General features: G+C 63.0%; 18 protein-coding genes and 1 tRNA gene. 8 read left to right on the top strand and 11 right to left on the bottom strand.

Going from position 1 to position 19,192, the window contains the following annotated elements:
- The first annotated feature begins 123 nt into the window (after positions 1–123).
- Positions 124–1,374 carry a Bcr/CflA family multidrug efflux MFS transporter gene (locus ABDB84_RS13295; protein WP_345920230.1) on the top strand — a complete coding sequence of 417 codons (1,251 nt, stop codon included), beginning with the start codon at positions 124–126 and terminating at the stop codon, positions 1,372–1,374.
- A 154-nt stretch (positions 1,375–1,528) separates the two neighbouring features.
- Here the strand turns inward: ABDB84_RS13295 and ABDB84_RS13290 are convergent.
- Positions 1,529–1,613, bottom strand: a tRNA-Leu gene (locus ABDB84_RS13290).
- Between the two features lie 88 nt (positions 1,614–1,701).
- On the opposite strand from ABDB84_RS13290, the gene hpnC reads away from it, so the two are divergent.
- From hpnC to hpnE, 3 genes are read left to right on the top strand one after another with little or no spacing between them, the layout of a single operon-like run.
- Positions 1,702–2,523, top strand: coding sequence for a squalene synthase HpnC (gene hpnC / locus ABDB84_RS13285; protein WP_345920229.1), 822 nt, complete (start codon positions 1,702–1,704; stop codon positions 2,521–2,523).
- Entirely contained in the window at positions 2,523–3,356 is an 834-nt protein-coding gene (gene hpnD, locus ABDB84_RS13280; RefSeq protein ID WP_345920228.1) for a presqualene diphosphate synthase HpnD, read from the top strand. Before hpnC ends, hpnD begins: the two co-directional genes overlap by 1 nt.
- Positions 3,357–3,358: 2 nt before the next feature.
- Entirely contained in the window at positions 3,359–4,660 is a 1,302-nt protein-coding gene (gene hpnE / locus ABDB84_RS13275) for a hydroxysqualene dehydroxylase HpnE (RefSeq protein ID WP_428715096.1), read from the top strand.
- Between the two features lie 210 nt (positions 4,661–4,870).
- Here the strand turns inward: hpnE and ABDB84_RS13270 are convergent, their stop codons facing one another.
- Positions 4,871–5,380 (bottom strand): phasin family protein, encoded by a 510-nt coding sequence (locus ABDB84_RS13270; protein ID WP_345920227.1) that lies wholly within the window; start codon positions 5,378–5,380, stop codon positions 4,871–4,873.
- Between the two features lie 181 nt (positions 5,381–5,561).
- On the opposite strand from ABDB84_RS13270, the gene clpB reads away from it, so the two are divergent.
- The 4 genes from clpB to ABDB84_RS13250 all read left to right on the top strand — a co-directional run bounded on the left by clpB (position 5,562) and on the right by ABDB84_RS13250 (position 10,779).
- A complete protein-coding gene (gene clpB / locus ABDB84_RS13265; RefSeq protein ID WP_345920226.1) occupies positions 5,562–8,144 on the top strand; it encodes an ATP-dependent chaperone ClpB in 2,583 nt (860 codons plus the stop codon).
- 206 nt (positions 8,145–8,350) lie between these two features.
- Positions 8,351–9,850 carry a sensor domain-containing diguanylate cyclase gene (locus tag ABDB84_RS13260; RefSeq protein ID WP_345920225.1) on the top strand — a complete coding sequence of 500 codons (1,500 nt, stop codon included), beginning with the start codon at positions 8,351–8,353 and terminating at the stop codon, positions 9,848–9,850.
- 42 nt (positions 9,851–9,892) lie between these two features.
- The gene (locus tag ABDB84_RS13255) at positions 9,893–10,471 is read left to right on the top strand and encodes a DUF4337 domain-containing protein (RefSeq protein ID WP_345920224.1); all 579 of its coding nucleotides are present in this window, start codon (positions 9,893–9,895) and stop codon (positions 10,469–10,471) included.
- A 23-nt stretch (positions 10,472–10,494) separates the two neighbouring features.
- Entirely contained in the window at positions 10,495–10,779 is a 285-nt protein-coding gene (locus tag ABDB84_RS13250; protein ID WP_345920223.1) for a DUF2164 domain-containing protein, read from the top strand.
- 18 nt (positions 10,780–10,797) lie between these two features.
- Here the strand turns inward: ABDB84_RS13250 and ABDB84_RS13245 are convergent, their stop codons facing one another.
- The 9 genes from ABDB84_RS13245 to gspG are packed head-to-tail and all read right to left on the bottom strand — an operon-like array spanning position 10,798 to position 19,034.
- Complete coding sequence (locus tag ABDB84_RS13245) at positions 10,798–11,193, bottom strand: type II secretion system protein (protein ID WP_345920222.1); 396 nt, start codon at positions 11,191–11,193, stop codon at positions 10,798–10,800.
- Positions 11,194–11,203: 10 nt separating this feature from the next.
- Positions 11,204–13,183: a secretin N-terminal domain-containing protein gene (locus tag ABDB84_RS13240; protein WP_345920221.1), complete on the bottom strand. Its 1,980-nt coding sequence runs from the start codon at positions 13,181–13,183 to the stop codon at positions 11,204–11,206.
- Entirely contained in the window at positions 13,180–13,668 is a 489-nt protein-coding gene (locus ABDB84_RS13235; RefSeq protein ID WP_345920220.1) for a hypothetical protein, read from the bottom strand. The genes ABDB84_RS13240 and ABDB84_RS13235 overlap by 4 nt, the downstream gene beginning before the upstream one ends.
- On the bottom strand, positions 13,668–14,258 hold the full coding sequence (locus ABDB84_RS13230) for a hypothetical protein (protein ID WP_345920219.1): 591 nt from the start codon (positions 14,256–14,258) through the stop codon (positions 13,668–13,670). The genes ABDB84_RS13235 and ABDB84_RS13230 overlap by 1 nt, the downstream gene beginning before the upstream one ends.
- Positions 14,255–14,833 carry a hypothetical protein gene (locus ABDB84_RS13225; protein WP_345920218.1) on the bottom strand — a complete coding sequence of 193 codons (579 nt, stop codon included), beginning with the start codon at positions 14,831–14,833 and terminating at the stop codon, positions 14,255–14,257. The genes ABDB84_RS13230 and ABDB84_RS13225 overlap by 4 nt, the downstream gene beginning before the upstream one ends.
- Positions 14,830–15,660 (bottom strand): hypothetical protein, encoded by an 831-nt coding sequence (locus ABDB84_RS13220; RefSeq protein ID WP_345920217.1) that lies wholly within the window; start codon positions 15,658–15,660, stop codon positions 14,830–14,832. The genes ABDB84_RS13225 and ABDB84_RS13220 overlap by 4 nt, the downstream gene beginning before the upstream one ends.
- Before the next feature lie 33 nt (positions 15,661–15,693).
- On the bottom strand, positions 15,694–17,385 hold the full coding sequence (locus tag ABDB84_RS13215) for a GspE/PulE family protein (protein ID WP_345920216.1): 1,692 nt from the start codon (positions 17,383–17,385) through the stop codon (positions 15,694–15,696).
- A complete protein-coding gene (locus ABDB84_RS13210; protein ID WP_345920215.1) occupies positions 17,382–18,566 on the bottom strand; it encodes a type II secretion system F family protein in 1,185 nt (394 codons plus the stop codon). The genes ABDB84_RS13215 and ABDB84_RS13210 overlap by 4 nt, the downstream gene beginning before the upstream one ends.
- 30 nt (positions 18,567–18,596) lie before the next feature.
- The gene (gene gspG / locus ABDB84_RS13205; protein ID WP_428715095.1) at positions 18,597–19,034 is read right to left on the bottom strand and encodes a type II secretion system major pseudopilin GspG; all 438 of its coding nucleotides are present in this window, start codon (positions 19,032–19,034) and stop codon (positions 18,597–18,599) included.
- Between the last annotated feature and the right edge of the window lie 158 nt (positions 19,035–19,192).

Here is a 19,192-nt window from a genome sequence, read left to right as displayed (position 1 = left end):
TATTGGGCGGATCAAACTGTTCATTGCATCGGCATACCAAGTTGCAACACGCACCTTCATTAATTTCAACACACCGTACATCAAAGATTCGGTTCAAGCGCTCCAACAACAGAGAACTCCCAAATGAGCAGCTCAGCAAAGGGCAAACTGAATTCGCCCGCAGGCGAACAAAAGCATGAACAGGAGGTCCGCATACTGATCATCCTCAGCGCACTGATGTCCTTTGCCTCCATATCAGTCGACATGTATCTGCCCGCCCTGCCAAGCTTGGTGACCGAGTTGCATGCCGATCCGGCCCGTATTCAACTGACAATCTCTAGCTTCTTGATCGGCTTTAGCCTGGGCCAACTGTTCTGGGGACCGATCAGCGATGTTTACGGTCGCCGCTTGCCAATCGCGGTCGGCCTGGTCCTGTTCATGCTCGGCTCGGCAGGCTGCGCACTGTCGGAAAGCGCCTCGCAGATGCTCGCCTGGCGAGTCGTGCAGGCTCTCGGCGCCTGTGCCGGGCCGGTGTTGGCACGCGCCATGGTGCGTGATCTCTACGCACGAGAACGCTCGGCACACATGCTGTCGATTCTGATCCTGATGATGGCCGTAGCGCCGCTGGCGGGCCCCCTGCTGGGCGGGCAGATCCTCCACTTCTGGTCTTGGCGGGTAATTTTCTGGGTGCTGGCTGCGGTGGGCGGGCTGACACTGCTGGCGCTCCGTCTGCTGCCCGAAACCTTGCCACCGGCCCGACGCAGCAAGGGCTCGGTGCGCGCAGCCCTGCACAGTTACATGCAGTTGGCCATGAGCCCGAAGCTGCTGGTCTATGCGATCTCGGGCGGCTTTTACTACGGCGGCTGCTATGCCTTCATCGCAGGCACCCCCTTCGCCTACGTCGACTACTACCAGCTGTCACCGCGCTATTACGGGCTGATCTTCGGTGCCAATATCATCGGGCTGATGGGTGTGAATTTCTTCAACACACGCCTGCTGCGCAGTTTCAGTGCCAATCAAATCTTCAAGTTTGGTACCTGGATCGCTGCTGCCTCGGGCATTGTGCTAGCCGTCAACGCCTGGTTCGGTTGGGGTCGCATAGCCGGACTCGCCATTCCGATTTTCTTCTTCATGTCGGTCAGTGGCTTGATCGTAGCGAATTCGGTGGCCAGCGCCCTTGCCGCCTTTCCTGAGCAAGCCGGTGCGGCTTCATCCTTGGTCGGCGCCATGCATTACGGCAGCGGTGTGTTCAGTGCCGCCATGCTCGGCTGGTTTGCCGACGGAACCCCTTGGACAATGGGCTGGATCGTCGCAGCCGCGGGGATCGCCTGCCTCCTGGTGGCTTTACTCCAAGATCGCAGCCGCACCGCCGTCGCGCTGCCCGACAAGGTGTAGTTTGCATCCGGCGCCGGTGCCGAGATCCAGCGCGCACTCGGCCGCTCAGCCACGAGGCCCAACAGGGAAAATCCGGGAAAACTTATCTGGAAACAAGCCTGACTTCGCGCTAAAGCCGGTGATCAGCGAAAACCACAAGTCATTGTTTTTTTGATGGTGCCCAGGAAGGGACTCGAACCCCCACGTATCGCTACGCCAGAACCTAAATCTGGTGCGTCTACCAATTTCGCCACCTGGGCAGGTGATTTGCGCCTGAATCCGGCGCTTGGACGGCGCGGAGTATACCAGCTTGGCTATACTCGGCGGCTGTCTTCGAAATTTGTGGCCATGCCTGTCGAGCATTACGAGAACTTTCCTGTCGCTTCCATCCTCTTGCCGCGCCATCTGCGTGAGCCGGTCGAGGCGATCTATGCCTTTGCGCGCAGCGCTGACGATATTGCCGACGAGGGGGATGCTGCGCCGCTGGTGCGGCTGGCGCAGCTCAACGACTACCGCCGCGAGCTCAACACGATTGATTCGGGCGGTATGCCGACGCAGGCGATGTTCGCGCGCCTTGCGCGCAACGTGCGCGCATTCAAACTGCCGACGATCTTGCTGCGCGACTTGCTCGATGCCTTTGCGCAGGACGTGGTGAAGAAGCGCTATGCCGATTTTGCCGAGCTGCGCGACTACAGCCGGCGCTCGGCAGATCCGGTCGGGCGGCTCTTGCTGCACTTGTACCAGCGCGCGACGCCGGCGAATCTGGCGAGGTCGGATGCGATCTGCTCGGCCTTGCAGTTCATCAATTTCTGGCAGGACGTGGCCATCGACTGGCGCAAGGATCGCGTCTATCTGCCGCAGGATGAGCTGGCGCGCTTTGGCGTGAGCGAAGCACAGCTTGCCGAGGGCCGCGTCGATGCCGCCTGGCGCGAGCTGATGCGCTTTCAGTTGCAACGTGCACGCGACATGATGCACAGCGGCGCGCCGCTGGCCCACGCCCTGCCCGGCCGCATGGGCTGGGAGCTGCGGCTCGTGGTACAAGGTGGCCTGCGAACGCTGGAGCAAATCGAGGCGGTCGACTACGATGTCTTCCGCCGTCGCCCGAGCCTGGGTAAAACCGACTGGCTGCGCATGCTGTGGCGCGCCAGCCTGATGAGAAAAAAAGACTGATGGATCCCTTTGAATACTGCCAGCAGAAGGCCGCCGCCAGCGGTTCGAGCTTCTATTACAGCTTCCTCTTCCTGCCGCTCGAAAAGCGCCGCGCGATCATGGCGCTGTATGCCTTCTGCCGCGAGGTTGACGATGTGGTCGACGAGATTGCCGACCTGTCGATCGCGCAGGCCAAGCTTGAGTGGTGGCGCAAGGAAACCCTGCAGATCCATGGCGGCTCGCCCACCCATCCGGTGACGCTGGCCCTGGCCCAGGTGGTGAAGACCATCAATCTGCCGGCCGAGCAGCTGCTGGAGATCATCGAAGGCATGCAGATGGATCTGCAGCAGACGCGCTACCTCGATTTCAAGGCGCTGCAGCTCTACTGCTATCGCGTCGCCAGCGTGGTCGGCCTGCTCGCCGCCGAGATCTTTGGCTACAGCGACAGACAGACGCTCAAGTACGCGCACGATCTGGGCATCGCCTTCCAGCTCACCAACATCATCCGCGATGTCGGTGAGGACGCGCGCCGCGGCCGCATCTACCTGCCCATCGATGAATTGCAGCGCTTCAATGTGACCGCCCGCGAGATCACCGACGGGCAATACAGCGAGCGCTTCACGGCGCTGATGGAATTCCAGATCGGGCGCGCCGAGCAGTACTACGCCCAGGCGATGGCGCATCTGCCGGCGGCAGACCGAAAATCGCAACGCGCCGGGCTGATCATGGCAGCGATCTATCGCACCACGCTCGACGAGATCAAGCGCGATGGCTGCAAGGTACTCACCCAGCGCACCTCGCTGACGCCGATCCGCAAGCTGTGGATCGCCGCGCGCACCTGGCTGAAGAGCTGAACATGGCGCGCGTGGCAGTCATCGGCGGCGGTTACGCGGGGCTCAGTGCAGCCGTCGAGCTGGCACGCGCCGGCGTGCCAGTGACGGTGTTCGAAGCCTCGCGCACACTCGGCGGGCGCGCACGCGTGGTCGAGAAAGACGGCCGCCGCATCGACAATGGCCAGCACATCCTGATCGGCGCCTACACCGAAACCCTGCGCATGCTGCGCCAGCTGCGCGTCCCCACGCGCAATCTGCTGAGCATGCCATTCAATCTGCATGTCGTCGGCCGCCTCAGCCTGCGTGCCGGAAACTGGCCGGCGCCGCTGCACCTGGCGACGGCCTTGCTGGGCGCCAAAGAACTCAGCTGGGCGGATCGCCTCTCGGCCTTGCGCCTGATGCGCTACATCAAGCGCATCAAATACACCCTGAATACCGATCACAGTGTCTCTCAGCTGCTCAGCGACAGCGGCCAGACCGATGCCATGCGCGAGCTGATGTGGGAGCCGCTGTGCATTGCCGCCTTGAACACGCCACCGCACGAAGCCTCGGCCCAGGTGTTCATCAATGTGCTGCGCGATGCGCTGACCGGCAGCGCGTCAGCCAGCGAAATGCTGATCCCGCGCGTCGACCTCTCCGAGCTCTTGCCGGTGCCTGCCGCGCAGTTCCTGGCGCTCAATGGCGGCGTGGTAAATATCGCCACGCCGATCAAGGGCATCGAGCAGGACGGCGAGGAATTCCGCCTGATCGGTAATCCCTTCGAGGGCGAGCGCTTCAGCCAGGTCATCGTCGCGGTGGCGCCTTATCACGTCAGCGATCTGCTTGCGCCGCTGCCCGATCTGGCCCTCCTGCGCAGCCAGATCGACGCCATGACGCATCAGCCGATCACCACCATCTACCTGCAATACGCGGAGACGGTAAGCCTGCCCGAGCCGATGATGGCTTTCGCCGATTCGAGCATCCAGTGGTTGTTCGACCGTGGCCAGCTGGGCGCCGACAAGGGCTTGATTGCGGCGGTGATTTCCGCGCGTGGCGAGCACTCGAATCTGTCACGTGAGGAACTCGCGCTGCGCGCGCACGAAGCCGTCGAGCGCATCGTGCCGCGCCTGGCTGCGCCGCAGTGGTCGACGGTGATCACCGAGAAACGCGCCACCTTTGCCTGCGGCCCTGCGGTGTGGCGGCCGATTGCGACGACGCCGCTGAAGAACCTGCTGCTGGCGGGCGACTATCTGCAGTCACGCTATCCGGCAACGATTGAAGCGGCCGTGCGCTCCGGGCTGATTGCGGCACGTCAGGTGCTGCGCATGACGCGGCAGAGTGACTGAGGCCGACCGGGCGCTGAAGGCGTTTGAGCGAATCTTCAGGCGGCTGGCACACTCGCCGATCAGGCACAGCGCTGAGCGCCGCCCCTCTCCCGGCCTCCGGCCCCCGGAGGGGGAAGGAACGAGATGGCGCGGCAACAAGCAGGCCGCTTTGCCGTGTTCTCCCGAACGGGGAAGCGCCCCCTCCGGGCCAAACGAGGCGCGGAGAACGGCTTATTTACGCGACTTCTTTTCCGTCTGGGCGACCGCCGAGAAGGCATCGCTGGATGCCTTGGCGACCTGCTCCAAGGTCTTGCGCGCGGCCTCGAATGTCGATTGCATCGCTTCGGCAGCTGCGTGGCTGTTGAGCGGCATGCCCTTGAGGAAGCCTTGCATGGCTTCAATCATTTCCTGACTGCCCGAGGTGAGCTGCTCGCTGACCAGCTTGCTCATCTCGTGCTGCAGCTCGGCGGTGATTTCGGCGATGGTGCGGCTGGTCGAGAACATCTTTTCGGCCGCCTGCTGGGCGTAACGGGCGCGCAGTTCCATGGCCTCGTTGGGTGTCTTGATCTGGGTGAGGGACTGCACGTTGGCGACGCCATCCTCAAACAGATCCTTGGCAGTCTGCATCTGCAATTGCAGGATGCGCTGCGAGTTCTCGATCGAGAGCTGAGCCAGCTTCATGGCTGACTCCAGGTTCTTTTTCTGCAATGCAGCGACAGTCTGTTCAGCGTTGTTGCTCATGCTCGGCACTCCAATGATTTTTTCATATTGGTCAAGGGTACGGCGCGAGCAACATAGCACTCCCCGCCAACCGGGTCGATAAGCACTTCTGCCTATCAGGGACATGCCGCCTTGAAAGCCCCTGCTTCGCCCCCAGATCGGGAACAGAGGGTTTTGAACGCCCGCCTTGAAGGAATCTGCCATGCGCTTTGACAAACTCACCACCAAATTCCAGCAGGCCCTGGCTGATGCTCAGAGCATCGCCGTGGGCCGCGATTCTCAGTACATCGAACCCCAGCATCTGCTGCGCGCCCTGCTCGGCCAGGAAGACGGCAGCACCACGGCACTGCTGGCGCGTGCCGGCGTCAATGCACCGCCGCTGCTCAGCGCGCTGGACAAGGCCATCGAGCGCCTGCCCCAGGTGCACGGCCATGGTGGCGAGGTGCAGGTCGGCCGCGACCTCTCCAATCTCTTGAATGTCACGGATCGCGAAGCGCAGAAGCGCGGCGACCAGTTCATCGCCAGCGAGATGTTCCTGCTCGCCCTGTGCGAGGACAAGGGCGAGACGGGCCGCCTGTTCAAGGAGCATGGCGCTGATCGCAAGAGCCTGGAAGCGGCGATTGAAGCGGTGCGCGGCGGCGCCTCGGTGGGCAGTGCCGATGCCGAGTCGCAGCGTGAATCGCTGAAGAAATACTGTATCGACCTCACCGAACGGGCGCGCCAGGGCAAGCTCGATCCGGTGATCGGGCGCGATGACGAGATCCGCCGCGCGATCCAGATCCTGCAGCGGCGAACCAAGAACAATCCGGTGCTGATCGGCGAGCCGGGCGTGGGCAAGACGGCGATTGTCGAAGGCCTGGCGCAGCGCATCATCAATGACGAAGTGCCCGAATCCCTGCGCGGCAAGCGCGTGTTGTCGCTGGACATGGCCGCCCTACTGGCGGGCGCGAAATACCGTGGCGAGTTCGAGGAACGCCTCAAGGCCGTCCTCAACGATATCGCCAAGGAAGAAGGCCAGCTGATCATCTTCATCGACGAGCTGCACACCATGGTCGGCGCAGGCAAGGCCGAAGGCGCGATGGATGCCGGCAATATGCTCAAGCCCGCGCTGGCACGCGGCGAGCTGCACTGCATCGGCGCCACCACGCTCGACGAATACCGCAAGTACATCGAGAAGGACGCCGCGCTGGAGCGCCGCTTCCAGAAAGTGCTGGTCGACGAGCCCTCGGTCGAATCGACCATCGCCATCCTGCGTGGTTTGCAGGAGCGTTACGAGCTGCACCATGGCGTCGACATCACCGACCCGGCCATCGTTGCCGCAGCCGAGCTCTCGCATCGCTACATCACCGACCGCTTCCTGCCCGACAAGGCCATCGACCTGATCGACGAAGCTGCCGCGCGCATCCGCATGGAGATCGATTCCAAACCCGAGAGCATGGACAAGATGGATCGCCGCCTGATCCAGCTGAAGATCGAGCGCGAAGCGGTGAAGAAGGAAAAGGATGAAGGCTCGAAGAAGCGCTTCGGACTGATCGAGGAAGAAATCGCGCGCCTGGAAAAGGAATACTCCGACCTGGACGAGATCTGGAAAGCCGAGAAGGCCGCCGTGCAAGGCAGCCAGCACATCAAGGAAGCCATCGAGGCGATTCGCCAGCAAATGGAAGAAGCACGCCGCCGCGGCGACTGGCAAAAGATGAGCGAGCTGCAATACGGCGAACTGCCCAAGCTCGAAGCCCAGCTCAAGAGCGCCGAGGGCGCCGAGCAGCCTGCCAAGGCCAATACCTTGCTGCGCACCCAGGTTGGCGCCGAGGAAATCGCCGAGGTCGTCTCACGCGCCACCGGCATCCCGGTGTCGAAGATGATGCAGGGCGAGCGCGAAAAACTGCTGCAGATGGAGAGCAAGCTGCATGAGCGCGTGATCGGCCAGGACGAGGCTGTGCGCCTGGTCTCGGATGCGATCCGCCGCTCACGTGCCGGGCTGTCGGAAGAATCCCGCCCCTACGGCTCCTTCCTGTTCCTCGGTCCGACCGGGGTGGGCAAGACCGAGCTGTGCAAGACTCTGGCGAGCTTTCTGTTCGACAGCGAGGAGCACCTGATCCGCATCGACATGAGCGAATTCATGGAGAAGCATTCGGTCGCCCGCCTGATCGGCGCGCCGCCCGGATACGTCGGCTACGAAGAAGGCGGCTACCTCACCGAGCTGGTGCGTCGCAAGCCCTACTCGGTGATCCTCTTCGACGAGGTGGAAAAGGCACACCCGGACGTCTTCAATGTGCTGCTGCAGGTACTCGATGACGGACGCATGACCGATGGCCAGGGGCGCACGGTGGACTTCAAGAACACGGTGATCGTGATGACCTCCAACCTCGGCAGCCAGATGATCCAGCAGATGGAAGGCGAGTCTTACGCGGCGGTCAAGGCCGCCGTCATGACGGAAGTGAAGACCTACTTCCGGCCCGAGTTCATCAACCGCATCGACGAGGTGGTGGTGTTCCACGCACTGGACAGCGCCAACATCCAGTCGATTGCACGCATCCAGCTGCAGTATCTGGAACGCCGCCTGGCACGCATGGAAATCGGCCTGATGGTCTCCGACAGCGCGCTGGCCGAGATCGCCAAAGCGGGCTTCGATCCGGTGTTCGGCGCGCGTCCGCTCAAACGTGCGATTCAGGAGTACATCGAGAATCCGCTGGCGCGGCAAATTCTCGAAGGCCACTTCAGCGCCAAGCAGACCGTGGTGGTTGATAGCGAAGGCGGCCACATCGTGTTCCGCAAACCCAGCTGAAGCACGAGCACTGCCCGGCCCCCCACCGGGCAGTGCTCAAGCACAAGCTGCCTGACAAATAAGCGTTATCCCTAGTTTTTTACTCAAGATTGTCGGAAAAATGCCGATGCCAATGCTGATGACTCTGCTGGCTATGCACAAACCGAGCGCAGGTGGAGAGCAAACCAGGCAAGTCCGCGCTGGTGGCATGACGAGTACGCAATCTGATGCAAACAAACAACCTGGGCAAAGCGCGACTGCTTGCGTGCATCGGAATCGTGCTCATCGCAGGCTTTCTGGCGACCAGCCTGAGCAGTTACTACACCTCCCGCGAATCGATCCGTCTGCGCATCAGCAGCAAGGGCCTGCCGCTCACCAGCGACAACATCTATTCCGAAATCCAGCATGACCTGCTGCGGCCGGTGCTGATCGCCGCACAGATGGCGAACGACACCTTCCTGCGCAACTGGGTGCTCGAAGGCGAGCGACGCCCCGAGCAGATCAAACAATTCCTGCAGGAAGTGAAGAGCCGCTACGGCGCGGTCAGCGCCTTTCTGGTCAGCGAGAACAGCCGCCATTACTACTACGCGGGCGGCGTGCTGAAGGACGTGGCCGAAGGCGAAGCACGCGACAAGTGGTACTTCCGCCTCCGTGGCATCGCGGGCGATTACGAAACCAATGTCGACCCGGATCTGGCCAATCGCGATGCGATCACCATCTTCATCAACCACAAGGTGCTTGATTTCAAGGGCAATTTCATTGGTGCCACCGGTATCGGCCTGACCCTGGACGCCGTCAGCCACATCGTCGACAACTACCAGCAGCGCTTTAACCGGCGCATTTACTTTGTCGACCGCAGCGGCCAGATCGTACTGGCCAGCAAGTCACTGTATCTGCTGCGCGGCTCGATCCGCGAGCTGCCGGGCATCCGCGAGGTGGCCGACAAGGTCATGGCGGCCGGCAACGAACCGGAGGCCATGCATTACCCCTTCCGTGGCAGCACGATCTGGCTCAACGCGCGCTTCATCCCCGAGCTGGGCTGGTATCTGCTGGTCGAGGAAGACGAGAGCGGCGAGATCAGCGCAATCCGTAATGCCCTGCTGCTCAACATCCTGATCAGCACCTGCATCACCGTGGTGGTGCTGGCCATCACCCTGTACGCCATCAACCGTTTCCAGCGCCGCCTTGAACGCCTGGCCAACTACGACGTGCTCACCGGCCTGCTCAACCGTCAGGCCTTCGAGCTGCTGATCCAGCAGTCGATCAACACCGCACAGCGCTACCAGCGCCCGCTGGCGGCGATCCTGTTCGATCTGGATCACTTCAAGACCATCAACGACACCCACGGCCACCTCGTCGGTGACGAAGTCCTGCGCCAGATCGCCAGCGTGACGCGCAGCGTGCTGCGCGAGAGCGATGCGATCTGCCGCTGGGGTGGCGAGGAATTCCTGATCCTGCTCAGCGAGTGCAGCCAGGCCCAAGCCCTGCTCACCGCCGAAAAGCTGCGTGCCACCATCGAACTGCATGACTTCACTGCGCCGGTGAAGCTGGTGACCATCAGCGCGGGCGTGGTGCAGTATCGCCAGCGCGAAACAGCGATCAGCTTCTTTGCTCGCGCCGATGAAGCGCTCTACCGCGCCAAGGCCAACGGGCGCAATCAGGTCGAGCTGGAAAGCCAGCCGACGGACCGCTCAAGCGAGCCGCCCAAGACGACCATCAATGCCTGATCGAGATTAGAATCCGCGTCTCATCCACGCAGGAGCAGATTGATGTCCGGAGCTCACTTCCATGTGCACGGCCCGCACGACCACGAAGTCGAACATGTCGCCGCCCACGCAGCGCCCGACAGTTTTGCCGGACGCATCGCCGTGACCACAGCCATCCTGGCCACCGTCGGTGCGATGTTCGCTTATGAAGCCGGTGCCACCCAGGCCGCGGCCATGCTGTTCAAGAACAATGCCGCGATCAGCAAGACAGAAGCCTCCAACCAGTGGAACTACTACCAGGCCAAGAGCAGCAAGCAGAACATCGCCGAGCTGGGTGCGCAGCTGATTGCTGGCGAGCGCGGCGAGAAGTTCGCTCAGGACGTCGAGCGCTACAAGAACGAAAAAGTCGATATCCAGAAAAAGGCCGAGGCACTGGAAGCTGACAGCAAGGCCTGGGACGACAAATCAGAAGCCACGATGCATCTGCATCACCGCTGGGCGCAAGCCACCACGGTGCTGCAGGTCGCCATCGCGCTGGCCGCGATCGCCTTGCTGACGCGCAAGCGCTGGCTGCAATACGGCGTCTACGGCGTGTCCACACTGGGTGTCGGCCTGGGTCTGGCCGCCCTGGCGCATCTCTGAGCCCGCATCCGCGAAAGACAGCCATGCCGCTCGAACTGGACAAGCAGGATCGCCAGCAAGCCATCGAATCGCTGCAACGCTACTTCGCGGAAAACATGGATGAGCCCATCGGCAACGTCACGGCAGGTGCCCTGCTCAACTTCTTCCTCGAGGAAGTCGGCCCCTGCCTCTACAACCAGGGCGTCGCCGATGCGCAAGCCCGTCTGCAGCAACGCCTCGAAGACCTCAGCTTTGAGGTGCATGAAGACGTGTTTGCCTATTGGCGCAAATTCGACGCGAACAAGCCAAGAAACAAGCCGAAAAAATAGCGCCGCCCGGCGCAGCCTTCACAGGCTGCCGAAAGGCCGGCCATCGCGCGTCGCGCCGCGCGCGCCGCTCTTGATGTCGTACACCTGGCCTTTGTAAGGCGGCTCCGGCGGAATCAGCACCCAGGTCCTTGAACTGCCGGTCACCGGGTCAATCGGCAGGCTGCGCAGATATTTGCGCTCTACCAGCTCTTCGAGCGACTCGGGGTAACGCCCCTGGTCGCTGTAGAACTTGTCGATCAGCTCGCGCGTGGTGTGCAGGTTGTCGAGCAGCACCACTTCCTTGGAGCTGTCCACGCCCTTGAAGTACTTGGGCAAGGCCAGGGTCAGCAGCAAGGCGATGATCGCCATCACGATGAGCATCTCGATCATCGTGAAGGCGGCCTGCCGCCGCGTAAGGCCGCTACGCTGTCTCATGCTCGCTGCCTCAGTCCTCACGCGAACGCTTCGGTGCGTTGTCAGCCGGCACATTGACCACGATAGACTGCGGCTGTGCGACCGGCGCGGCATCCGTGTTCACTACAGCATCGGCCCCCTCTGCGCGACGACCGCGCACGCTGGTCACCGTGCCAGCCTCGAAGCTCTCTTCATTGACGCCTGGCTTGCTGATGCCACGGATCAGGCGCGGCGTGATCGACAGCAGGATTTCCGTCTTGCCTTTGTCCACTGAATCGGAGCGGAACAGCTGTCCGAGGATGGGAATCTCACCCAACAGCGGCACCTTGCTGGCGGACTTGCGGTCGCTGTCCTGGATCAAGCCGGCCAGCACCTGGTTCTCGCCATCCTTCAGACGCAGCACGGTTGAAGTGGTGCGGGTGCCGATGCGGTACGCCACCGTGCCACTGGTCTTGTTCTCCACCGTGCTGTTGATGCTGCTCACTTCCAGCGCGATCTTCAGACCGATCTCGTTGCCGGGGAAAATCTGCGGCTCGACATCGAGCTTCAGACCCACATCGACATAGGTGATGTTCTGGCTGGTCACGCCATTGGAAGTGGCCGTCGAACTGATATTCGGCACCCGCTCGCCGATCAGGATCTTGGCCTTCTCGCGATTCTTGGCGCGGATGCGCGGATTGGCCAGCACATTGACGGCGCTGTCGGTCTGGTTGGCATTCAGGCTGGTGCTGCCAATGGTCAGGCCCAGGCTGGCCGGTGTCAGGTTGAACAGGTCGCGCAGGGTCAGGATATTGCTGCTGTCACTGGTCGTCGTGCTGGTGGTCGTCACCGTGGTCGTGGACGTCCCCGCCACCGTGCGCGCGATGGGCGACAGCGAGAGCGAACCGGGCCAGGCGATGCCCAGGTTTTCGAGCTTGCCCTTGCTCACCTCCAGAATCGCCACTTCCAGCATCACCTCGGGTTCGGGCACATCGTGCAGGGCAATCAGCTGCTGGGCCAGCGCCAGCGCCTGCGGCGTGTCACGCACGACGATCATGTTGAGCTTCTCGTCGACCACCACGTCCTTGAACTTGAGCACCGTCTTCAGACTGTTGGCCACCAGCTTGACATCGGCATTGGCCAGATGGAAGCCGCGCACCACCAGCGTCTGGTAATCACTCTGCTTGGCCGGCTCGTCCGGGTAGATCAGCAAGGTGCCCTGATCCATCATGCTCCAGCCCAGGCGCGTGGTCAGCACGATCTTCTCCAGCGCTGCGCGCACCGTGGTGTCCTTGAGATAGATCGAGGTACGCAGATCCGGCGGTACATCCTTGTCGATGACGATGTTCAGACCGGTCGATTTGCCGATCGCATCGAACAGCGAACGCACCGGCGCATCGCGGAACTGCAGGGTCACCTTCTTGTTCAGCGCATCGAGCTCGCTGGCGGCCGAGGCAGCCTGGGCGCGGGCGCTGCTGCTCACCCGACTGGCCGCCGAGGCGCTGCTGGCAGCCGCCGCTTCGCTACTGCTGCTGGACGCCTTGCGCGCCGAACTGCTGTGCTGCGGCAGCGGCAACACGACGGTCTGTGCCGCCACCAGGGGCGCGGCGCCCGCTTGCCCGTTTTGCCTGCCGACGGAAGAAGCTTCGAAGCGTGTGAACGTCGGCAGCATCGGCGCGGCGGAAGAGGATTGCGCAGACGCCGACGAAGCGGCCGCCACCGACGAAGATGCCGCCATCGCCGACGAGGACGCAGCGGACTCTGCCAGCGGCGGCGCCGGCGCAGCGGGGTCAGCCAACTGCGCTTGTACCGATTCCAGCGCGGCACTGATCGCCGCATCCCCCGGCCGCGCCGCATGCGCCTTCTGCAACACCGGCAGGGCTTCACGCGCACGACCTGCAGCAATCAGCGCGCGGCTGTATTCAAGCTCCTGCGTCGATGAACTGGCGCAGGCGGCCAGCACACCCAGCATCGCGCTGCCCAGCAAGAGAAGGGCCGTACGCTGACGGATGGATTGGATTGTCGTTGTCATTGTTCACCCTCGATCGGGATGATGAGATTCGATTGAGTTGAAAGATCCCTGAGCAGGACTTGCTTGGGTTCGATGGCGAGCACCTTGAAACCACTGATCTCGGCCCCTGCAGTGGCGACATAGGTCTGGTTGTCGCGGTCCAGAAAAACATTCCAGTGACCGTCGCGCAGCATGCGACCAATCACCACAAAGGTCGGCGGCGGCGCCTCGGCCTCGGGCGGCGGTGCTTGCTCGGCCGTAGCGCCCCCCGCTGGCGCGACGACCGGGAACAGATTGTTCGGCTCGGTTTCGGCAAGCGCCTTGCTCAGGCTCTCGCGCGCCGACAGCGGCGCGGCCTCGCTGCGTGGCGCCGTGCTCTGCGCCGAGCCGCCGCGGAACAAAGCAACTTCCTCACTGCCGGGATGACTCTTGTCGCCGAACAATGCCAGCCAGGCGGCAATGCCCAGCACCGGCAGCAGCAGGAGCATACGCGTACGTTCGTTCATCAACGCTCTCCCGCGCTAGCCAGGTTGGGGCTGTCGGCCGGCTTCTGCCACAGCGAGAGCAGCAGCTGGGCATCCACTTGCGGCGCGCTGGGCTGCTCATGCTTGATGATCAGCTGCTCCAGCGACAGCGACGGCATCTGCGCCATGGCCTGGAACAGGAATTGGCGCAGCACCAGATAATCGGCGCGAACCGGCAGGCTGATCTGGAATTCCGACCAGGTGTGCTGCGCATCGGCGATCCGCCGGTAGTCGGCCTGCACCACGGTGACATTCATGCTCGCTGCCAGCTCCAGCAGCTGGCGGATCTGCGCATCGGTGTCGCGCTGATCAGAGAGCACGCGGGCCAGACTCTGTGCGTGCGAGAGTCGCTGCGCCGCCGGCATATTGGCCTGCTCGGCCAGTGCTTGCTGGACGCGCGCCAGCGAATCCCGCGCCTGAGCCGTCGCCGCCAGCTGGCCGGGGATCAGCGCCGCCGCGCAGGCCAGGCTCAGCGCTGCCAAGCCGGCCGCGATGAATGGCCACACGCCATGGCGCGCATGGAGCAAACCGAGCTTGAGACGCAAGGCGGGCACGGAGATCGCGTTTTTCATCGCGTCCTCCCCACGGCCGGTCTGGCCGTCGCACCGGCCTGGGCGGCCTCAAAGGTGAAGCGCAGGCGTTGGCCGCCCTCACCCACCGTCGTTTCCTGCCGCACCAGGGCCAGATTGGCAAACTCCGGACTGGCCTTGAGATCCTTGAGGTAATCGAGCGCCACGGCAGCATCCTGCGTTTCAATGACCAGCTTGTTGGACTGACGCACGGCGCCCATTTCCAGCGACAACAGCGTCACCGCAGGCCGCGACTTATGTTCCAACGTGCCTAGCAGGTTCGCCCAAGGGTAGTTCAGATGCGTGCGCGCCTGTGCCACGGCCTCGGCCGACTCGGTGCTGGCCACGGTATTGTCCTCATCGCCCGCCTGACTGGCATCCAGCGCAGCCTGCGCCGACGAGAGGCGCGCGAGCGCCGCACTGCGCTGCTGGTCGAACTGCCAGATCAGACTCAGCGTCGCCACCAGGGCAGCGGCCAGCAGCACGCAGAGGAAGATCCACAAGGGCCGCCGTTTGCGGTCAACACCGCCATCCCACCAGCCACGGCGGGGCGCGAAATCGATCTTCAGCGTCCTCATGCCATGACCCCCAGCAAGGCCAGACGATAGGCTTCGCTGGCTTGCTCGATCCCCACTGGGCGCGGCAAGGCGCGACGGCGGCCCAGCGTGCGGACATCCAGATCGGATGTCACCGGCAGCTCACCGACCACGGGTGCATCGCCGAGCAGACGCACGTGCTGCGGCATCTCGACGCCCATGCGCAGACTCTCGGTTTCCAGCCTTGCCAGCACCTCGCTGATGTCCGGCAGCAAATCGAAGTGGAACTGCCGCGCCGCGCGAATCTGCCCCGCTTCGAACAGGATCGCCAGAAAGGCGTGCGTGCTGAAGCTGCACAACCAGCAATCGGCACTGATGGCGGAGGCTTCCCGATTGATCAGGCGGACCGCTTCGGGCACGACCGAAGCGATGCGGCAGGCGCTCTGTGCCGACATCGTGTTGAGCGCCTCGATCAGCGACCTGGGCAGCGCGCAAGCCAGCATGGTCTGGTCGCCACGCCAGTCCGCTTCGATATGCCAGCTGTCAGCATCGGTGCCGAACAGCTGTTCAAAGCGCGCCGCAGCCAGGGCACGCAGTTCGGCAATGCTGCCCAGACCTTGCGGCGGCGTCACCGTCCAGTAACGCACCCAGTCGTCGGACACCGAGACTTGCAGATCGCCCGACAAGCCCTTGGCCTGCGCCAGTGCCAGACTCACCGCCGGTTCCCAGATGGCGGTTTCCGGCGATGAGGCGCCCGGCAGATAGTCGCGCAGCGGCAGCGTGCTCGCCACGTGTGCGCCTTCGCTGTTGATGCGGTCGACGACGATCATCTCGCCGGCGCCCACGCCCAGCCCGAGCTTGGCGCTCATGCGCGGCCTCCAGCGCTTTGATCGCTACACAGTTCATCCAGCCAGCGTGACACGGCGCACCTCCTCAAGAGTCGTTTCACCATTGGCGACCAGACGCAAGGCGTCGTCGTACAGGCTGCGCGTGCCATTGCGCTGCGCAGCTTCCATCAGCTGGCGAACCGAGCGGCGCTCGACCACCATTTCAGCCAGTTCAGGATTCATCACCAGCACTTCGGCGACCGCCTTGCGACCGCGATATCCGGTGCCGCGGCAATCACCGCAGCCGCGCCCGCGCTGGAAGTTGAAGTGCTGCACGGCGTCGCGCGTCAGGCCAGCGGAAGCGAGCTCGGCATCGTCCGGCGTATAGGGCGCGCAGCAGTGCTTGCAGGACAAGCGCACCAGGCGCTGCGCCGAAACGCCATTGAGTGCCGAGACGAAGGAATACAGATCGACGCCGATGTGGTGGAAGCGGCCGAACACGTCATAGACATTGTTGGCGTGCACCGTCGATAACACGAGGTGGCCGGTCAGCGCCGACTGCACGGCGATCTCGGCCGTCTCCTTGTCGCGGATTTCGCCGACCATGATCTTGTCGGGGTCGTGTCGCAGGATAGAGCGCAGACCACGCGCGAAGGTCAGGCCCTTCTTGTCATTGACCGGAATCTGCAGGATGCCGCCAAGCTGGTACTCGACGGGGTCCTCGATGGTGATGATCTTGTCGCGCCCGTTATTGATTTCGGAGAGTGCGCCATACAGCGTGGTGGTCTTGCCCGAACCGGTCGGGCCGGTCACCAGCACCATGCCATAGGGCTCCTGCACCAGGCGGCGAACGACACTCAGAGTGTGCTCGTCAAAGCCCAGCGCATTGAGCGTCAGCGAGCCATGTGCTTCGACCATGGCCTGCTTGTCGAGAATACGGATCACCGCATCTTCGCCGTGAATGCTGGGCATGATCGAGACGCGCAGATCGATCTCGCGGCCCATCGCCTCGACGCGGAAGCTGCCGTCCTGCGGCACGCGACGCTCGGCAATATCGAGTTCGGAGAGCACCTTGATGCGCGAGATGATCTGCTCGGCCAGCGCCGAGCCCTGGATCTGCGCGATCTGGTCGAGCACGCCATCGATGCGGTACTTGGACACCATGCCGCTCGGCGTGCTCTCCAGGTGGATGTCGGAGACGCCCAGCTTGAGCGCATCGTAGAGCGTCGAATTGACCATCTTGACGGCCGGACTGGTGGCATCGCTGACCGAGGCAAAGCTCAGGTTTTCCAGCGCCCGCGCATCGCCCGTGCCCATCTCGCCATTGGCCATCATATTGTCCATGGCACGCATCGACTCTTCCTGTTTGGACAGGAAGGCATGGATGTCGGAGGCCAGGGCGACGCGGTATTCGAGATTGCGGCCAACCAGGCTGTCGACCCAGATCTGCAGATCCTGATCGAAGGGGTCGGCCACTGCCGCCAGCAGTGCATTGCGCGCCGCATTGCCACGCTGGCGCAGGACCACGACACCGCGCTGCTGGGCGCGGGCCAGCGGAATCACATCGAAAGCGGCATCGAGATCGAGCATCTCGGCGGTCTCGATGACCTGGTAACGGAAATGTGCAGCCACCGCGCCGAGCAGCGCACGCGACTCGATGCCTGAGAGCACCTCCAGCTCGGCCATCACCGGACGCCCTGAAGCCTGCGCCGCAGCGCGCGCCCGCTTGATCAGTTCGACATCGATTGCAGTACTGCGTGCATTCACTGAATGGACCCCGCCAAATCAAAAATCGGCATGTACAACAGCACCACGATCAAGCCGACCACCAAACCGATGATGGCCATCATCACCGGCTCGACAACCTTGCTGAAACGTTCCAGCCAGCGCGAGCTCTCACCTTCGTAAAACAGCGCCGAACGCGTCAGCATGGCGCCCATCTGCCCCGAGCGCTCGCCCACGCGCAACATGCGCAGTGCAATCGGCGTGGTCAAACCATGCGCTTCGAAGGCCTGCGAGACCGGCTCGCCATTGGAAATAGCCGCGCGTGCCGCCGCCAGCTTGGCGCGTGAGGTCGCCGACACCGTGCCGGCCACCATGTCCAGCGCGGTAACGATGGGAATACCGCCTTCGAGCAGCATGCCGATGGTCAGATACAGACGCGAGATCTCCAGAATCTGCGCCCGCTCGGCCACACCGGGAATGCGCGCAGCAATTTGCGCCCAGCGCCCCTCGCGATTGATGCGCTGGATCTGCACGACCACCAGCACGACGAGTGCCAGCAGCGCCGGCAGCACGATCATCAGATGCGCGCCGATGAAATCGCCCCAACCCAGCAACAGCCGTGACATCAGCGGCAACTCACGGCCACTGTCTTTGTACACCGCAGCGAATTTCGGCACCACGTACATCATCAGGAACATGGCCACCGAACTGCCCACGGTGAGCAGGATGGCCGGATAGATTGCCGCCGACACCAGACGGCCGCGCACCAGCTCCATGCGCGTCTGGTAATCGATGAAGCGTGCCAAGGCGCGTGGCAGGTCGCTGGTGCGCTCGGCCGCCCGCACGATGCCGATGTAGAGCGGCGGGAAATGTTCGGGCTGCAGACCGACGGCATCGGAGAACTTCATGCCCTCACGCATGCGGTGGATCAGGCTCTCCATCACGCCGCGCGCGGTGAGGCCGCTTTCTTTTTCAACCAGGGCTTCGAGCGATTCGACCAGGCTCAAACCGGCTTCGAGCAGGGACAGCAGCTCCTGGCTGAACAAGACCAGTGAAAAGCTGCCACGCCCGCGCCGTTTGCCACTGCCGCTGCGCACGCGCAGAGTCACCGGCCGCAGACGGCGCGCTTCGCAGGCTTTGCGCGCTGCGAACTCGTCGTCTGCTTCCAGGGTCAGTGTTTGCAGCTGGTTGTCTGCCGTCAGGGCACGAACCTCGAACTGCATGCAGTCTCCCTCAGGAAGTGCTGGGCGAACTCAGTTGCTCACGTCCGCAGCGGAATCCGTGCCGCCGGGCTGGGCATCACTGCCGTAGGAGAGGATGTCGTAATCGCGCCCCTTGGTGCCGGGGAACTTGTAGATATAAGCCTTGCCCCAGGGGTCCAGCGGCACCGCCTTGGCCAGATACGGGCCGCCCCACTTGGCCGCCCCAGCCGGGCGTTCCATCAGCGCATTGAGGCCTTCAGCGGTGGTCGGGAAACGCCCCACTTCGAGGCGGAACTGGTCGAGTGCTTTGGAGAAAGCCTCGATCTGCGCCTTCGCCACACCTTGCTCGGACTTGCCGATCTGCGAGAAATATTTCGGGCCGACATAGGCCGCCAGCAAACCGATGATGGCTACCACCACCAGCAATTCCAGCAGCGTGAAACCAGCTGCCTTGCGGACTGTGGTCTTCCCAGTAAATTGCAATCGCACGTTTTGCCTCCGAGTTTGCTGCCCAAGCACTTGCAACCCAAGTACTTGCAACACTTGTCTCACATTTTTTGTATTTTGTATTTCGGGCGCCAGCACAGCCGGCAACCGAAGCTCTCGCGCTGCGCCGCAACAGTCCGAAAACCCGCGGAGCCTTTACG

Origin of the sequence: Uliginosibacterium sediminicola, assembly GCF_039631295.1 — a bacterium.
In the GTDB taxonomy this organism is placed as follows: domain Bacteria; phylum Pseudomonadota; class Gammaproteobacteria; order Burkholderiales; family Rhodocyclaceae; genus Viridibacterium; species Viridibacterium sediminicola.
Note: the sequence above shows the minus strand (reverse complement) of the source record. Positions and strands in the feature narration are given on the sequence as shown.

What these genes read in the sequence shown, in the direction of transcription:
- hpnC (WP_345920229.1), top strand. Translation starts at nt 1,702, where the DNA reads ATGCCTGTCGAGCATTACGAGAACTTTCCTGTCGCTTCCATCCTCTTG.
- ABDB84_RS13270 (WP_345920227.1), bottom strand. Translation starts at nt 5,380, where the DNA reads ATGAGCAACAACGCTGAACAGACTGTCGCTGCATTGCAGAAAAAGAAC.
- ABDB84_RS13225 (WP_345920218.1), bottom strand. Translation starts at nt 14,833, where the DNA reads ATGAGGACGCTGAAGATCGATTTCGCGCCCCGCCGTGGCTGGTGGGAT.
- ABDB84_RS13245 (WP_345920222.1), bottom strand. Translation starts at nt 11,193, where the DNA reads ATGAGACAGCGTAGCGGCCTTACGCGGCGGCAGGCCGCCTTCACGATG.
- ABDB84_RS13220 (WP_345920217.1), bottom strand. Translation starts at nt 15,660, where the DNA reads ATGAGCGCCAAGCTCGGGCTGGGCGTGGGCGCCGGCGAGATGATCGTC.
- ABDB84_RS13230 (WP_345920219.1), bottom strand. Translation starts at nt 14,258, where the DNA reads ATGAAAAACGCGATCTCCGTGCCCGCCTTGCGTCTCAAGCTCGGTTTG.
- hpnD (WP_345920228.1), top strand. Translation starts at nt 2,523, where the DNA reads ATGGATCCCTTTGAATACTGCCAGCAGAAGGCCGCCGCCAGCGGTTCG.
- ABDB84_RS13260 (WP_345920225.1), top strand. Translation starts at nt 8,351, where the DNA reads ATGCAAACAAACAACCTGGGCAAAGCGCGACTGCTTGCGTGCATCGGA.
- clpB (WP_345920226.1), top strand. Translation starts at nt 5,562, where the DNA reads ATGCGCTTTGACAAACTCACCACCAAATTCCAGCAGGCCCTGGCTGAT.
- ABDB84_RS13295 (WP_345920230.1), top strand. Translation starts at nt 124, where the DNA reads ATGAGCAGCTCAGCAAAGGGCAAACTGAATTCGCCCGCAGGCGAACAA.
- ABDB84_RS13250 (WP_345920223.1), top strand. Translation starts at nt 10,495, where the DNA reads ATGCCGCTCGAACTGGACAAGCAGGATCGCCAGCAAGCCATCGAATCG.
- ABDB84_RS13235 (WP_345920220.1), bottom strand. Translation starts at nt 13,668, where the DNA reads ATGAACGAACGTACGCGTATGCTCCTGCTGCTGCCGGTGCTGGGCATT.
- hpnE (WP_428715096.1), top strand. Translation starts at nt 3,359, where the DNA reads ATGGCGCGCGTGGCAGTCATCGGCGGCGGTTACGCGGGGCTCAGTGCA.
- ABDB84_RS13210 (WP_345920215.1), bottom strand. Translation starts at nt 18,566, where the DNA reads ATGCAGTTCGAGGTTCGTGCCCTGACGGCAGACAACCAGCTGCAAACA.
- ABDB84_RS13240 (WP_345920221.1), bottom strand. Translation starts at nt 13,183, where the DNA reads ATGACAACGACAATCCAATCCATCCGTCAGCGTACGGCCCTTCTCTTG.
- ABDB84_RS13255 (WP_345920224.1), top strand. Translation starts at nt 9,893, where the DNA reads ATGTCCGGAGCTCACTTCCATGTGCACGGCCCGCACGACCACGAAGTC.